General features: G+C 50.6%; 15 protein-coding genes. 5 read left to right on the top strand and 10 right to left on the bottom strand.

Translation table 11 applies throughout. From position 1 onward, the window contains the following. The first annotated feature begins 10 nt into the window (after positions 1-10). Positions 11-940, top strand: coding sequence for a LysR family transcriptional regulator (locus ACMP1L_RS03825; protein WP_118531494.1), 930 nt, complete (start codon positions 11-13; stop codon positions 938-940). On the opposite strand, the gene ACMP1L_RS03830 is transcribed toward ACMP1L_RS03825, so the two are convergent. From ACMP1L_RS03830 to ACMP1L_RS03855, 6 genes are all read right to left on the bottom strand, one after another. Next, on the bottom strand, positions 937-3,078 hold the full coding sequence (locus ACMP1L_RS03830; RefSeq protein WP_418452045.1) for an RNA degradosome polyphosphate kinase: 2,142 nt from the start codon (positions 3,076-3,078) through the stop codon (positions 937-939). The genes ACMP1L_RS03825 and ACMP1L_RS03830 overlap by 4 nt on opposite strands. A 3-nt stretch (positions 3,079-3,081) precedes the next feature. Next, a complete protein-coding gene (locus tag ACMP1L_RS03835; protein ID WP_418452046.1) occupies positions 3,082-4,641 on the bottom strand; it encodes a Ppx/GppA phosphatase family protein in 1,560 nt (519 codons plus the stop codon). A gap of 158 nt (positions 4,642-4,799) precedes the next feature. Continuing rightward, on the bottom strand, positions 4,800-5,924 hold the full coding sequence (locus ACMP1L_RS03840) for a bifunctional chorismate mutase/prephenate dehydratase (RefSeq protein ID WP_177304205.1): 1,125 nt from the start codon (positions 5,922-5,924) through the stop codon (positions 4,800-4,802). Positions 5,925-5,963: 39 nt separating this feature from the next. Further along, complete coding sequence (locus tag ACMP1L_RS03845; protein WP_373242334.1) at positions 5,964-6,722, bottom strand: lysophospholipid acyltransferase family protein; 759 nt, start codon at positions 6,720-6,722, stop codon at positions 5,964-5,966. A 65-nt stretch (positions 6,723-6,787) separates the two neighbouring features. After that, positions 6,788-7,234 carry a putative ABC transporter permease gene (locus ACMP1L_RS03850; RefSeq protein WP_177304203.1) on the bottom strand — a complete coding sequence of 149 codons (447 nt, stop codon included), beginning with the start codon at positions 7,232-7,234 and terminating at the stop codon, positions 6,788-6,790. A gap of 54 nt (positions 7,235-7,288) precedes the next feature. Then, positions 7,289-7,744 (bottom strand): MBL fold metallo-hydrolase, encoded by a 456-nt coding sequence (locus ACMP1L_RS03855; RefSeq protein WP_418452047.1) that lies wholly within the window; start codon positions 7,742-7,744, stop codon positions 7,289-7,291. 44 nt (positions 7,745-7,788) lie between these two features. Here ACMP1L_RS03855 and ACMP1L_RS03860 point away from each other — a divergent pair, with 44 nt between their 5' ends. Together ACMP1L_RS03860 and ACMP1L_RS03865 are read left to right on the top strand one after the other, a co-directional pair. Next, the gene (locus tag ACMP1L_RS03860) at positions 7,789-7,935 is read left to right on the top strand and encodes a LysR family transcriptional regulator (RefSeq protein WP_418452048.1); all 147 of its coding nucleotides are present in this window, start codon (positions 7,789-7,791) and stop codon (positions 7,933-7,935) included. Positions 7,936-7,950: 15 nt separating this feature from the next. Next, positions 7,951-8,727: a LysR family transcriptional regulator substrate-binding protein gene (locus ACMP1L_RS03865; protein WP_418452049.1), complete on the top strand. Its 777-nt coding sequence runs from the start codon at positions 7,951-7,953 to the stop codon at positions 8,725-8,727. On the opposite strand, the gene ACMP1L_RS03870 is transcribed toward ACMP1L_RS03865, so the two are convergent. Next, positions 8,728-8,907, bottom strand: coding sequence for a DUF4250 domain-containing protein (locus ACMP1L_RS03870; RefSeq protein WP_177304200.1), 180 nt, complete (start codon positions 8,905-8,907; stop codon positions 8,728-8,730). It abuts the gene before it with no gap. Positions 8,908-9,008: 101 nt separating this feature from the next. On the opposite strand from ACMP1L_RS03870, the gene ACMP1L_RS03875 reads away from it, so the two are divergent. Then, on the top strand, positions 9,009-10,046 hold the full coding sequence (locus ACMP1L_RS03875) for an asparaginase (RefSeq protein ID WP_418452050.1): 1,038 nt from the start codon (positions 9,009-9,011) through the stop codon (positions 10,044-10,046). 79 nt (positions 10,047-10,125) lie between these two features. Here the strand turns inward: ACMP1L_RS03875 and ACMP1L_RS03880 are convergent, their stop codons facing one another. Further along, entirely contained in the window at positions 10,126-11,553 is a 1,428-nt protein-coding gene (locus ACMP1L_RS03880; protein ID WP_418452051.1) for a spore germination protein, read from the bottom strand. 596 nt (positions 11,554-12,149) lie between these two features. On the opposite strand from ACMP1L_RS03880, the gene asnA reads away from it, so the two are divergent. Then, positions 12,150-13,157, top strand: a complete 1,008-nt coding sequence (gene asnA, locus ACMP1L_RS03885) for an aspartate--ammonia ligase (RefSeq protein WP_418452052.1) — start codon at positions 12,150-12,152, stop codon at positions 13,155-13,157. 57 nt (positions 13,158-13,214) lie between these two features. Here the strand turns inward: asnA and yajC are convergent, their stop codons facing one another. Continuing rightward, positions 13,215-13,511, bottom strand: a complete 297-nt coding sequence (gene yajC, locus ACMP1L_RS03890) for a preprotein translocase subunit YajC (RefSeq protein WP_118732626.1) — start codon at positions 13,509-13,511, stop codon at positions 13,215-13,217. Positions 13,512-13,592: 81 nt separating this feature from the next. Next, positions 13,593-14,732 (bottom strand): tRNA guanosine(34) transglycosylase Tgt, encoded by a 1,140-nt coding sequence (gene tgt / locus ACMP1L_RS03895; protein WP_418452053.1) that lies wholly within the window; start codon positions 14,730-14,732, stop codon positions 13,593-13,595. Position 14,733: the final 1 nt, after the last annotated feature.

The following is a 14,733-nucleotide window of genomic DNA, read 5'->3' on the forward strand; positions in this document are numbered from 1 at the left end:
ATTGTTTTTTATGGATCTGAGACAAATCGAGTACATCATTGCCATTGAACAGGAGGAAAGCATCTCCAAAGCGGCAGAAAAATTATTTATCACCCAGTCTGCTTTAAACCAGCAGCTTCTAAAACTGGAGAAAGAGCTTGGCATGCCGCTCTTTGAACGAAAAAAACGCCAGATGATCCCCACCGTTGCCGGCCGGATCTATCTGGCGACTGCCCATCAGATGATAGATATGAAAGAAGAAACCTATAAAATCATTCATGATATTGCGGATGAAACCGTGGGGGAGATTGCACTGGCCTACACCCCGGAGCGCGGTTCCATGATGTTTTCCGACCTCTATCCGGTGTTCCACAAACGTTACCCGGGCATCACCTTCCGCATTCATGAGGCCCGCATCAAAAAGATGGAACAGCTTCTTTTACAGAAAGAAATCACTCTGGCCTGCGTGGCCTACGCCACCGGCAAGCAGAACCCGGATCTGGAATACCGGGATTTTGGCGCGGAGTATCTGGTCCTTGCGCTTCCTGCCAGTCACCCGCTGGCCCATCTGGCCGGGGAAGAAAGCTGGAAAACACTGCCGGATCTGGACTTATCCCTGCTGAGTCAGGATTACTTTGTGCTCCCCACCCGTGACACCCTGAGCCGGGAACTGGCGGACCGTACTTTCCTTTACAACAACATCCGCCCCAAAATTCTCTTTGAGACCGGCAACAACCGCACGATGCTGAACATGACCAAAAACCAGCAATGTCCGGTATTCCTGCCGCAGTCTTACGCGCAGCCGAATCCGGACATTGTCTTCTTCTCCGTTTCGCCCCATGAGATATGGCACCGGGGCGTGGCTTACTTAAAGGGAACCTACTTAAGCAAGCCGGAAAAATATTTTATTGAACTGGTAACAAATTACGAAGCAGAATACCAGGGACAGACAAAATACTAATTGCTTTCCGCCGGTACAAACACCCGGGTATTGTGCACGTCATCCTGCTGCACGGCAGCCTCCGCCATGGCTATGGCCTCCTCACAGAACTGCTTCTGGGCAGTCACAAGAACCTTGCCCCGCTTATCAATCTTCTCATAAGTGCCGTCCGGCTGCAGGATATGCGCTTTCACATTGTCCTCCAGCTGTACTTTTAAGATATGAACAACCTGCTCCTTCAAAGCCGGATCCTCCACCGGGAACATAATCTCCACGCGCTTATCAAGGTTGCGCGGCATCCAGTCGGCGCTTCCCATGTACACCTCCGGGCTTCCGCCGTTCTCAAAGTAGAAAATGCGGGCATGCTCCAGGAAGTTTCCGACAATGGAATGCACGCTGATGTTTTCACTTAAGCCCGGTACGCCTGCCTTCAGACAGCAGATACCACGGACTACCAGCTCAATCTTCACACCGGCGCAGGATGCCTCATACAGACATGCAATGATCTCCTGGTCGCAGAGGGAGTTCATCTTCGCCATGATGTGGGCCGGTTTTCCCTCTCTTGCCCGCATGGTTTCCCTGCGGATCATACGGACGCAGCGGTTTCTCAGCCACAGCGGAGCCAGGATCAGGCGATTCCAGGTCGGTGGCTCGGAATAGCCGGAAAGCATGTTAAATACCGCGGTAGCATCCTCACCGATCAGCGGATGGCAGGTCATAAGGCCACAGTCCGTGTAGAGCTTTGCTGTGGAATCGTTGTAGTTTCCGGTTCCCAGATGCACATAACGGCGTATACCGTCTTCCTCCCGGCGCACCACCAGTGTGATCTTGCAGTGGGTCTTTAAGCCCACCAGACCATAGATCACATGACATCCGGCCTTCTCCAGCTTCTTCGCCCAGTTGATGTTGTTCTCCTCATCAAACCGCGCCTTTAATTCTACCAGGACCGATACCTGCTTGCCGTTCTCGGCTGCCTCAGCCAGGGCCGCCACGATCGGAGAATGACCGCTGACGCGGTACAGGGTCTGCTTGATTGCCAGGACATCCGGGTCCTTTGCTGCCTTCTGCACCAGATTTACCACTGGATCAAAGGTCTGGTATGGATGATGCAGGAGAATATCACCTTTTCGGATATTGGTAAAAATGTCATCTTCATTCATAAAGGCCGGAACCGGCTGCGGTGTATAGGACGGCTCCTTTAAGTGGTCAAAGCCGCTCATGCCATACATCTTCATGAGAAATGTAAGATCCAACGGACCGCTGATCTCGTAAATATCCTCAGTGCTGACAGAAAGCTCTCTCTTTAAGATCTTAAGCAGACGCTTGTCTACCTTTTCCTCAACCTCCAGACGGATGACTTCACCCCACTGGCGCTTCTTCAGCTGCTTCTGGATTTCCTCCAGCAGATCCTCTGCCTCTTCCTCATCCAGCGTAAAGTCCGCGTTCCGCATGATCCGGAACGGATGGGCAGTGACAATGTTGTAGTTTAAAAACAGATCCTTGATATTGCGCTCAATAACTTCCTCTAACAGGATCACCCTGCGCTCACCATCCGGTCCTGCCGGAAGCTCCACGATTCGCGGCAGCACTGACGGAACCTGCACCATGGCAAATTCCAGTTCCTCATCCCGGCTGTCCTTTTTCTGCACCAGTGCCGCAATATTTAAGGACTTGTTGCGGATAAGCGGGAACGGGCGGGAGGAATCCACTGCCATAGGCGTCAGTACCGGATAAACATCCTCATGGAAGAACTTGTCCACAAAGGCACCATCTGCCTCCGAAAGCTCCTCATGCTCGCAGATGAGCTGCAGTCCCTGCTGCCTCAAGGCCGGAAGCAGAGAACGGTTATAGGTGGAATATTGGAGATTGACCAGCTCATGGGTCTTCTCCCCGATCAGCTCCAGCTGCTGATCGGCTCTTAAGCCTGCAATATCAGCCTTTTTATATTTGGCGTGTACCATGTCCTTTAAGGATGCCACACGCACCATGAAAAACTCATCCAGGTTGGACGATGTAATACTTAAAAACTTCAGTCGCTCAAACAGCGGAATTGCCTTGTCCCTGGCCTCCCCCAGAATGCGGAAATCAAATTCCAGCCAGCTCATTTCGCGATTTACATAATTTTCCGATTTCAAATACTTCTCATCAATCTCCGGCATGGCTTACACCCTCCTTTTCTGTCTTAAGACCGGACGGATCCCAAAGATTTCCTCAAAGAACTCGCCCTTATCCACAATGGATATGGACTCCAGCGTTACATCTGCCGGGCAGTCCGTCTGAATCACCAGATGTCCGTCCTTCACATTCAGACGGCAGTCCTTTAATTTCCCGGTATGTCCACGGTCCATGGAATTGGCCAGCCGCAGAATCGCCGTCAGCTTGGCAATGACAATAGAAAGATCCTCCGTAGACACCAGACGGTTGTCCTTGGATGGCTTTGCCGATACCTCCACTTCATTGTAACGGAACTTCTGCTGATGATACTTCACGATATTCGCTACGATCTCACGCTCCACATGGGACAGGCCAATGATCTCGGTTGCCATGATCATATTATAGGCGCATTCATCAGCCCCGCGCATGGTCACAAACTTTCCGCAGGAATGCAGGTTCGCTGCGATCTGTAAAAGCAGCCGCTCCCGCGGTCCCAGGCCATGATACTTTTTCAGGCTGTCGAAGACCTTCAGGGCCGCCTCCTCCACGTTCTGGATATGAGGCATATAACATTTGTAACGCTTTGCCATGTTTCGGGAAGCAACGATGATATCATTCTCAAAGCTGTGGTTAAAACGGATGAGTTTTTTATCCTCCGCGTATTCCGCCGCCATACCGTCTGTCATGCGGATGCCCGGCACCCAGATAAATTCTGCTTCCGTGATTTCCAGCATACGCTTATAAATAGCGGCGGCCGGGAACATCAGGCTTGCATACTCCTCGTTCACATCAAAAAAGTCTTCCGTCTGCGCGAGAGTCATGCTCTTTAAGCGCTCATAAAAACGATTAAATTCCTGGATCGTGATCTGCTCGGAACGGTTTCCCTCTGCCATTTTATAATAAAGGGAAAGGATCGGCTCACCGATGGCAATGAGATTTTTGATTTCCCGGTCTTTTAAGTACATCTTCCGGTAAGTCACCAGCTCATTGTCGATGAGCTCTGCGATCAGGTTCTGGGCACCCTGCTGGGTCAGCTTCTCATGGGCGATCAGTTCCCGGAGGCGCAGCACGCCAAGCGGCAGGTTCTGGGTGGAAACCAGTGCATCCTTGTCAAACAGGGATGCCTGCATGCTTCCAAAGCCCACATCCACGATTGCCATACCGCGCCGGATATTCTTCTGGAACTCTGCGTCCTTTGCCGCAATGGCTTTGTAGCTGATAAAACGCTGCTCCGAATTGCTGATGATCTTTACATCAATTCCGGTCCGCACCCGAAGCTGCTCTAATACGATCTGGCTGTTTCTTGCCTCCCGCATGGCGCTGGTTGCATAAGCCCGGTATTCTTTCACCTGATATTCCTTCATGATCCGTACAAAATTCTGCAGAACCTGGCACATCTCCTCCACCAGCCGGTAGCTGATCTTGCCGGTATTGTAAGTATCCTTGCCCAGCGCGATCATATGCTTCACCTGGTCCACTGAGCGGACCGTGCCCTTGTCCGTAATTTCATAAATGCCCAGCTCCAGTTCAAAGGAACCGACATCAATTGCCGCGAATGTCCGTACCATATGCTATTCCTCCTATTAAAATACTGCCTGTTCTCCCCCCGCAGTGCACGACAGCTGTCCGCATATACAGAACGGTCCGGCAAAACGCACCGCTTCGTGCCCTTTCACCGAACCGTTATGTAAACTGATAGTAACTGTGAAAGCGCAAAACTGTCACATTAATAATTGCCGAGGATTTTAAAATTCTGTGCCTCCGTACCGATGCCCCGCAGTGCATTCTGCACGCCTGCATCCTGCAGATTTCCCTCAATATCCACAAAGAACCGGTATTCCCAGTTTTTCCCCGGAATCGGCCGGGATTCGATCATGATCATGTTGACATGATTGAAGATGAAGTTTCCCAGCATGTTATAGAGGGAACCGCTGGTATGCGGCAGTTCAAAGCAGAGACTGATCTTGCCGGCAGCCTTCTGATAGACCTTGCGGTTTGCCAGAATCACAAAGCGGGTCGTATTGCCCTGATTGTTCTGGATGGACGGCTTTAACAGCTCCAGTCCGTACAGCTGCCCCGCGATCTCACTGGCGATCGCTGCCTGGGACTTGTCTCCCTCCTTCACCACGCGCTTTGCGGCCACTGCCGTATTCTCCACGCTGATCTGCTTCAGGCCATTGTCATTTAAAAAGACGGAACACTGCATCAGTGCCTGCGGATGGGAAAATACGGTCTTTACATCCGACAGTCTGGCTCCCGGCACACCAAGCAGCGCATGATTCACCGGAAGAAAGGTTTCTGCCACAATGTAGTTGTCGTAACGGGTCAGCAGATCGTACATGTCGATGACAGCTCCCGCGGAGGAATTCTCAATCGGCATCACCGCGTAATCCGCGTTGCCAAGCTGTACCTCCTTCATGGCGTCCTCGAAGCGTGCCACATGATAGATTTCAGCATCCCTTCCAAAATACTGAATGGCTGCCGCATGGCTGTAGGCACCTTCCACGCCCTGATGCACCACGCGCACTCCCTCTACCGGCAGTCTGTCCAGCTGCTCAAAGCCCAACTTTGCGGACCGGCCATGCTCTGCCAGGATCGAATACTGGTATTTGCGGCTGATGGACATCATCTGGGAGAACAGCTCCCGCACCGCGATCTGGTTAAAGTCACTGCCTGCCATGGCACTGACCGCCTCCAGCTTCTGCTTCTCGCGCTCTGCGTCATAGACAGCCTTTCCTGTGGCGATCTTGGTCTCTGCCACCTTGCCGCAGATATCCATGCGCTCCTCGAATAATTTTACGATCTGTTTGTCGATCACATCCAATTTATTTCTGCACTCCAGTAAATCCACTTTTTCTCTCCTTTGTCTCTGCCGGTATTTTCTGGCTGCTCACGCCTTTCGTAAACTGCGGCGCTCTTCCTGCTCTTTTACCAGCATTTCTCTGATCCGTGCCTCACTGTAGGCGCCTGCACGTTTCCGGTCTTCTGCCGGAAGCTCTTTGATATAAAACGGTTTTCCGAACTCAATCGTCACATGAGAAGGACGAATAAACGGAAAATGCTTCTCCAGGATCTCCGCGGTTCCGGTAATGGCCACCGGCACCACCGGGCATCCGGATTTCTCCGCGATCTTTAAGCTTCCCTCCTTAAACGGCAGAAGCTCTGCCGGATCCTTCGCCTTGCAGCGGGTCCCCTCCGGAAAGATCCATATGGAAGAACCGCCTTTTACCTTCTCGATCCCCTCCAGAATGGTCTTTAAGCCCGCTTTGATATCCTTGCGGTCCAGGAACAGACAGTTCACATTGCGCATCCATTCCCGCAAAAGCGGAATCTTTTCCATCTCTTTTTTGGCTATAAAGCCGGTCTGCCCCGGCACTACAATATAACCGGTCACGATATCAAAATAGCTTCTGTGATTTCCCACATACAAAACCGGCATGTCCGGAATGTTCTCCAGTCCTTTCACAGTCAGCGTAGAACCGGTCAGGCGGAACACCATGCGCAGCACCTGCTTTACAACCTGCAGGGCATATTCCTTCTGGCGGTTTTCATCGTTTTTCCAGACGCACTTTTCTCCGATCAGGAGCGGCAGCGCACTCACCAGGAGAAATACGATCAGCACCAGGAGAATCAAAATTACTCGTATCATCCCACACCTCATTCTTTTCGTAAGTATTCCTGTCCAGTATATAAAAAAAGAGGTGCAAAAACAAGTCATTCGCACCTCTTTTTTGGAAATTTGGATATCTGTTCAAACAATAAACCGGTGGCAAACCACAGCGGCGCAAAGTCCAGACGGATCAGACCATTCACACTGGTCTGATAACCGGTATAATCCCAGGGGCACATACCCAGACCCTGCAAAAATGCCCCGGACAGATACTCTGCCGTGAAGATGAGTACCATATAAAGCAGGCCATGCCGGATGATCCGGTCCGCCCGGCTTAAGGGACCATCCCCGATCCAGCGATCTGCAAAGCTGCCGATAGGCGCCAGAATCGCACCGCAGCCATAAATCGGGAACATCAGAAGAGAGGTCCGTCCCATCAGCCGCCAGTCATGGATCAGAATGGATTCCATTGACGTAAACACAACCTCCAGGCACCAGCCTGTCATGCCGCACAGAAAAAAATGAAATAGAAATCGCCGTAATCTGTTCATACGATTAATATAACGCTCCGGCCGGCATTTTATTCATCCGTTATGCTTTGTTTTTTATTCGGCGGCCGGATTTTCTTTCATGAAGACCAGCAAGGCATTCCGCTTTTCATCCAGGTAGCTGCCCCACTCCTGCAAGTCGATCCAGACACTGCTGTCTGCTCCGTTTTTGATCTTCTCCAGCTTTTCTGCCATATGGTTGTTGATGCAGTGATTTCCCAGGAAGAAATCCACATGTTCATTCCGGACCTTTTTCAGGGAATCCAGATAGATTTCCCGCATATGGCACTGCGGGTCCCCGATCTCAGTCAGATAATCGGCTGCCAGTGTGTTAAAGCCAAAGCCGCCGTAATAACCGGCACGAACAGTACGATTTCCCTCCGTTACATCAAAGAAGAAGGAGATGCATCCCTCCGTATGTCCCGGTACCAGATAAAATTTCATCTTCACACTGCCAAAGGTAAGCTCATCACCATCCCGGATCTCGACATCCGGCGCAATGAGCTCATCCATAAGATCTTAATCCTATTAAGAGAAATTATTGAGGGGGATTTGTCATGGATTTACGACAGATAGAAAATATCATTGCGATCGAACAGGAGCAGAGCATTTCCCGGGCTGCGGAAAAGCTTTTTCTGACCCAGTCGGCACTGAACCAACAGCTTTTAAAGCTGGAAAAGGAGCTTGGAACGCCGCTCTTTTAACGCCGCAAGCACAGCATGATCCCGACCTTTGCCGGGCGCATTTACCTGCGGACCGCGCATCAGATTGTGGACATGAAAAAGGAGACCTACCGCATCATTTCCGATATTTCAGAAGAAAGCACCGGTGAAATCTCTGTTGCCTACACACCGGAGACCAGAGCCGCCATGTTCTCCAAGATCTACCCGATCTTCCACGAAACATATCCGAATATCCTGTTCCGCATCCGCGAAGAATGTGTAAAAAAGATGGAACAGCTCGTATTGCAAAATGAAGTTCATTTTGCATTTATGACCTATGTGGAAGGGTTTAAAAATCCCGATCTGGAATATATGGATATGGATTCCGAGTATATGGTTCTTGGTCTTCCGGTCACACACCCGCTGGCGCACCTGGCCGGAAAGGACAGCCACGAAAAACTGCCGCTCCTTGATCTGAACCTTTTACAGAATGAACCTTTTATCATGTTAAGTAAAGAAACCCGCATGCGCGACATGATCGACCATGCCTTTGCGTATGCAGGCTTCCACCCAAAGGTTTTATTTGAGTCCATCAGCACCCACACGGTGCTTAACATGGTGCGGGAACAGATTGCCCCGGCATTTTTCCCACAGTCTTATGTGGATCCGTCTGCTCCCATGGTCTACTTTACCGTAGCTCCGGCTGAGCGCTGGACCCGCAGTGTTGCCTTTCTGAAAGGCAGCTATCTCACCCGTCCGGAAAAATATTTCATTGCGCTTGGCACGGACCATACGCGCGGCCAGCTGCTGGAAAACATGGGAAAAACAATTTAATTACACAAACTGGTTTCTGTCCGCATCGTAATGGTAATCGATCGCGGACAGTTTTTTCTTCATTTCCTCCGCGTCCAGATCATACGCGCTGCACAGATCATCAAAGCTGCTGTAATTGTCCCGGAGCTGGGTATTGAAAAAGCTCATCAGCATCACCGGGTCCTTCGGAATTGCTGCCATATTTTATTCCTTTCCTTTCTTTTTGTATAATGATATAATACAATGATAAAGCATGTTTAAAAAACGCACAAGTTTTTTGTTACAGGAGGTCAGACCCAACTATGAAAACCCAAAAAAAGAATCTCAAACGTATCCTGATGATCGCCACCGGCGGCACCATTGCTTCAAAGCGCAGTGCTGAAGGTTTAAAGCCGCTTATGACCTCCGAAGAGCTGCTGGGCTTCGTACCGCATGTAAAGGAATTCTGTGAAGTGACTGCCATGCAGGTCATTAACATCGACAGCACCAATATCCAGCCAAAGCACTGGCTGCTGATCTCTTCCACCATTGAGCGCTTCTACGATCAGTACGATGGCTTTGTGGTCTGCCACGGCACCGACACTCTGGCCTACACCGCGTCCGCGCTTTCCTACCTGATCCAGAATTCCCTGAAGCCCATCGTGATCACCGGTGCGCAAAAGCCCATCGACCTGGAGATCACCGATGCAAAGACCAACCTGTCCGACAGCTTTCTCTTTGCAAGCTGCGATAAGGCGCACGGTGTCAATATTGTGTTTGACGGCAAGGTCATTGCCGGAACCCGCGGCAAAAAGGAACGCACCAAGAGCTACAACGCGTTCTCCAGCATCAACTTCCCCTATATCGCGACCATCCAGGACAGCAACATCATCTTCTATCTGGATGACAAGGATCAGGTAAGCGAGGATGTAACCTTCTACCACAAGCTGGACAGCAAGGTGACTCTGTTAAAGCTGATTCCGTCCATGAATGGCGGCATTCTGGATTACCTGTTTAAGCACTATGATGCAGTCATTATTGAGTCCTTCGGCGTAGGCGGCATCCCTTCCTACGAGGACGACAGCTTCCACCGGGCTATTGAACGCTGGATCAATGCCGGCAAGTTTGTCATCATGACCACCCAGGTCACCAACGAAGGCAGCAACATGTCTGTCTACGAGATCGGCAAAACCATCAAGAAAGAATTCGGGCTCCTGGAAGCATACGATATGACCCTGGAGGCTACCGTCACAAAGCTCATGTGGATCCTGGGACAGACCCACAGCCCGGACACCGTAAGGGAGATGCTTTACAGCACCATCAACCGGGATATCCTGTATACAACAAAGTGGAAGGCCTGACTGCCTTTCCACATAATGCCAAACCGGCTGGTACTGGAAGCTCAGCAGCAGGCTTCAGGACCAGCCGGTTTTGTGATTATCACCGCTTCACATTCTGGCTCTCCGGTATCACCGGGAGCCGGCCGCGGAAAAACCGCTTTTTGAGTTCCTTCCAGCTGAAAGGAATGATCGGGTAAATATAGCTCTTGCCGGCAATTGTCTTATTGAACACAATCGCGCAGACTGCGATCACAAATCCCGTGATATACCCCCACACATCAAACACCGCCGTGAGCAGCAGCAAAATGACACGCATGAACTTAAGCGCATAGCCAAGTTCAAAGCTTGACTGGCTGTAGTTTGCAATGGTCACAAAGGCCATGTACAGCATGGTTTCCGAGTTAAACCATCCAGATTTTACCGAGTACTCTCCCAGAACAATACCGGCAATCACGCTTAAAGGTGTGGTCAGCATACTCGGAGTGTTGATGGCTGCCAGACGCAGGCCGTCAATGGCAAATTCCAGGATCAGAAGCTGAAAGATCAGCGGCACATAGGTCATATCCGAAAGCTTCGTAAACGCCAGCCACTGTGGCAGCGCATCCGCGTGCATCATGCCAAGAAGCCACGTCGGTGTAAGAAGCAGACAGAGAACGCCTGTCATCATGCGGGATAAACGTAGATAGGTTCCGGTCACCGGTGGGAAATAATAATCATCTGCCTCCTCAATGATGTCAAACACGGAGGAAGGCAGCACCATGGCCGCCGGAGAATTATCCACCAGGATCACGATATTTCCCTCCAGAATACAGGCTGCCGCCGTATCCGGACGCTCCGAAAACTTAAATTTTGGGAACGGGTTGTACCATTTATGAGGGAAGATTCCCTCTGCCAGACTCTCCTGGTTCATGGTCAACGCGTCTACCCGCAGATTCTGGATCCGGCTTCGGATATTTTTTAAGAGCTCCTCATCTACCCGTCCTTCCATATAACAAACCGCAATGTCCGTGTGGGAGCTGTTGCCTGCGCTTAAAATTTCCATGATCAGCTTCGGATCCCGAATCCGGCGGCGGATCAGTGCCGTGTTAAAAATCAGAGTCTCCACAAAGCCGTCCCTGGAACCACGCAGCACCTTATCCTTCTCCGGCTCTCCCACGCCGCGGGCCGGGTAGGTGCGGCAGTCTATCATCATACATTTGTCATAGCCGTCAATGAGCACCGCCGTAATGCCACTTAACAGCTGTACGATCATATCCTCCTCATTCGCGATCAGCTCCACCTCCCCGTAAGGCATATATTTTCCAGAAAACCCGTGGGCATCCGCCGGAAGGTCCTCCGGCTTAATGCTCCACCAGGCCTGCAAAATCTTTAAGAGGACTTCATCCTTCGTCAGCCCGTCCACAAACAACAGGCAGCCTTTTTTTCCACCTATGGAAACAACACGGTAAACCACATCAAAATTCTTTTCCAGACTCAGTGTTTGCTTCAGATGTTCCAGATTAGCTTCCAGATTTTTCGAAAACTGCACGCTATGTTCGCTCCTTTCCACGTCTTTTTGCCGTTTACAGCTCATGCTTCCACTTAGTATGTGAGAATTCCCCTCACTTATGCACCGTATGCTCTCATGAAAGTTGCACAAATAACTATCTGTTTTTTGATATGAAAAAAAGTTTTTCTGTCACATTTTTTGTCTTTCTCTATAATGCAAACGAACGTCTCTGTATGGCGGACGTGTGTATACAATTTGAGCAGTTTTTCCTATCCGAAATGCACAATCTTCTTAAAATTGCACAATATTCCTTGACGCTTCCCGGAATTGATGCTATAGTGTGTTTTGTAAGAAAGACATGCGCGCCATCACTCCGGCGCCTTTTATTTTCTTAACTGGTATGGGGATACCAAGCGAAGACTGTATTGTGTAACGGTTTTTGATCGTGACCAGGAGCTGCTTTCTGTGGGGGAAAAGCGGCTCCTATTTTTTTGCGTTTTTCTATGGCTTCATATTTCTATAGAAAACACTTGTGATTTCATCCCAAAAATGCTACCATTAAGTATCATGCGGAGTTTTGCTCAGGCAAAGCTCCTTTTTTATGAAACCTAACGCAATACAGGGAGGAAACAACCATGGCACTGATCATTCCAGCAAACTATGATCCCCACCTCACGGTTCGGGAGACTCAGGAAGCAATCAAATACATCCGTGATACATTCCAGAAGGAATTTGGCAAAGAGATGCACTTAGAGCGTATCTCCGCACCGCTGTTCGTCACCCGGTCCAGCGGTCTGAACGATAACTTAAACGGCGTAGAGCGTCCGGTCCAGTTCGACATCGCCGCAATCCCAGGAGAGACCGTTGAGGTCGTACATTCCCTGGCAAAATGGAAACGTATGGCGCTTAAGGAATACGGCTTTGAGCCGGGTGAGGGCCTTTACACCAACATGAACGCGATCCGCCGCGACGAGGAATTAGACAATCTCCACTCCTGCTATGTAGACCAGTGGGACTGGGAGAAGGTTATCACAAAAGAAGACCGCACCATTGAGACACTGGAGTCCACCGTCCAGACCATCTTCAAGATCATCAAGCATATGGAGCATGAAGTATGGTACAAATATCCGCAGGCAGTCAAGCATCTGCCGGAGCACATCACCTTCATCACCACCCAGGAACTGGCAGACCGCTACCCGGATAAGACTCCGAAGGAGCGCGAAAACCTTATCACCAAAGAACACGGCTGCGTATTCCTTATGAAGATCGGTGATAAGCTCACCAGCGGTGAGCCGCACGACGGCCGTGCGCCTGACTACGATGACTGGCAGTTAAACGGCGATATCCTGTTCTGGTACGAGCGGCTCAACTGCGCTCTGGAAATCTCCAGTATGGGTATCCGTGTAGACGAAAAATCCTTAGAAGAGCAGTTAAAGAAGGCCGGCTGCGAGGATAGAAAGAACCTTCCGTACCATAAGATGCTGCTTAACGGAGAGCTTCCGTACACCATCGGCGGCGGTATCGGACAGTCCCGTCTCTGCATGCTGCTGTTAGACCGCGCCCATGTCGGCGAGGTACAGGCAAGCCTGTGGCCGGAGGATATGAGAAAAATCTGTAAAGAACACAAGATTGTTCTGCTGTAACCAAAAAATGAACCGGGGCAGCGCACATGCGCTTTCCCGGTTCATTTTTCATTTATTTTATGCCTCCGGCTTCTCAACCTGTACGATTGCTGCCTTCTGCATCGGGATGCGGCAGTTTTTGTTGCTGCCGAACTCTACGATCACAGTATCATCGGTCATATCGATGATTACACCGTAGAAACCACTGCTGGTCAGTATACTGTCACCGATAGCAAGACCTGCCATCATCTCGTCTACTCTCTTTTTCTCTTTCTTCTGCGGGCGATATCCCATGAAGTAGAAGATACCTCCGAAGATTACCACATATAACACAATCATAACGGTTGGGTTCATGGTAGAAGTTGCTAATAACATGTTGTCCTCCTTGCGGCTGCGCCTGCGCCTCGCTCTGGCCAGCCTTATTCGTTTTTGTTTAAAACCCCGAAATGTGAATAACTATTCCTGCGGGCCTTCCTCCATACCGGCAAGCTTCTGAGCCTTGTACTCAGCGTACCGGTGCTGTTCGATCGCGTCGCGGATCTCTTCCATCATTTTATTATAAAAATACAGATTATGCAAGACGCACAAACGCATTCCCAGCATTTCCTTTGCCTTAAACAGGTGGCGGATGTATGCCCTGGAATAGGAACGGCACGCCGGGCACTGGCAGCCTTCCTCGATCGGACGCGGGTCAAGCTCATACTTCTGGTTTAACAGATTGAGCTTGCCATGATTTGTGTAGACATGGCTGTGACGTCCGTTGCGGGACGGGTAAACACAGTCAAAGAAATCTACGCCTCGGTCTACCGCCTCCAGGATGTTTGCCGGAGTTCCAACGCCCATCAGGTAGGTCGGCTTGTTCTGCGGAAGATGCGGAACCGTCACATCGAGAATGTGATACATCTCCTCATGGGTCTCACCTACGGCGAGACCGCCTACCGCATAGCCGTCCAGATCCATGTCCGCAATGGTCTTGGCATGCTGGATCCGGATGGAATCCACAACGCCGCCCTGGTTGATACCGAACAGAAGCTGCTCTTTGTTGATGGTATCCGGCAGGGAATTTAAGCGTGCCATCTCCTTCTTACAGCGCTCCAGCCACCGCGTAGTGCGGTCCACGGAATGCTGAATATAGGAAAGCTCCGCATGGCTCGGCGGACACTCATCGAACGCCATGGCAATGGTAGATGCCAGGTTGGACTGGATCTGCATGCTCTCCTCCGGTCCCATAAAGATCTTGTGTCCGTCAATATGGGAACGGAAGGTTACGCCCTCTTCCTTGATCTTGCGAAGACCGGAAAGGGAAAATACCTGAAAGCCGCCGGAATCGGTTAAGATCGGCTTATCCCAGTTCATGAACTTATGAAGTCCGCCAAACTGCTTGATCAGCTTGTCGCCGGTCCGCACATGCAGGTGGTAGGTGTTGGACAGCTCCACCTGAGTGCCGATCTGGCGCAGGTCATCGGTGGAAACCGCGCCCTTGATGGCGGCCACCGTGCCTACATTCATGAAAACCGGAGTCTGGATGGTGCCATGCACGGTCTCAACCTCAGCGCGCTTGGCCCGTCCGTCCGTTGTGATCAGTTTATATCTCATA

The sequence above is a fragment of the Ventrimonas sp. genome, assembly GCF_048380235.1.
GTDB lineage: Bacteria > Bacillota > Clostridia > Lachnospirales > Lachnospiraceae > Brotaphodocola.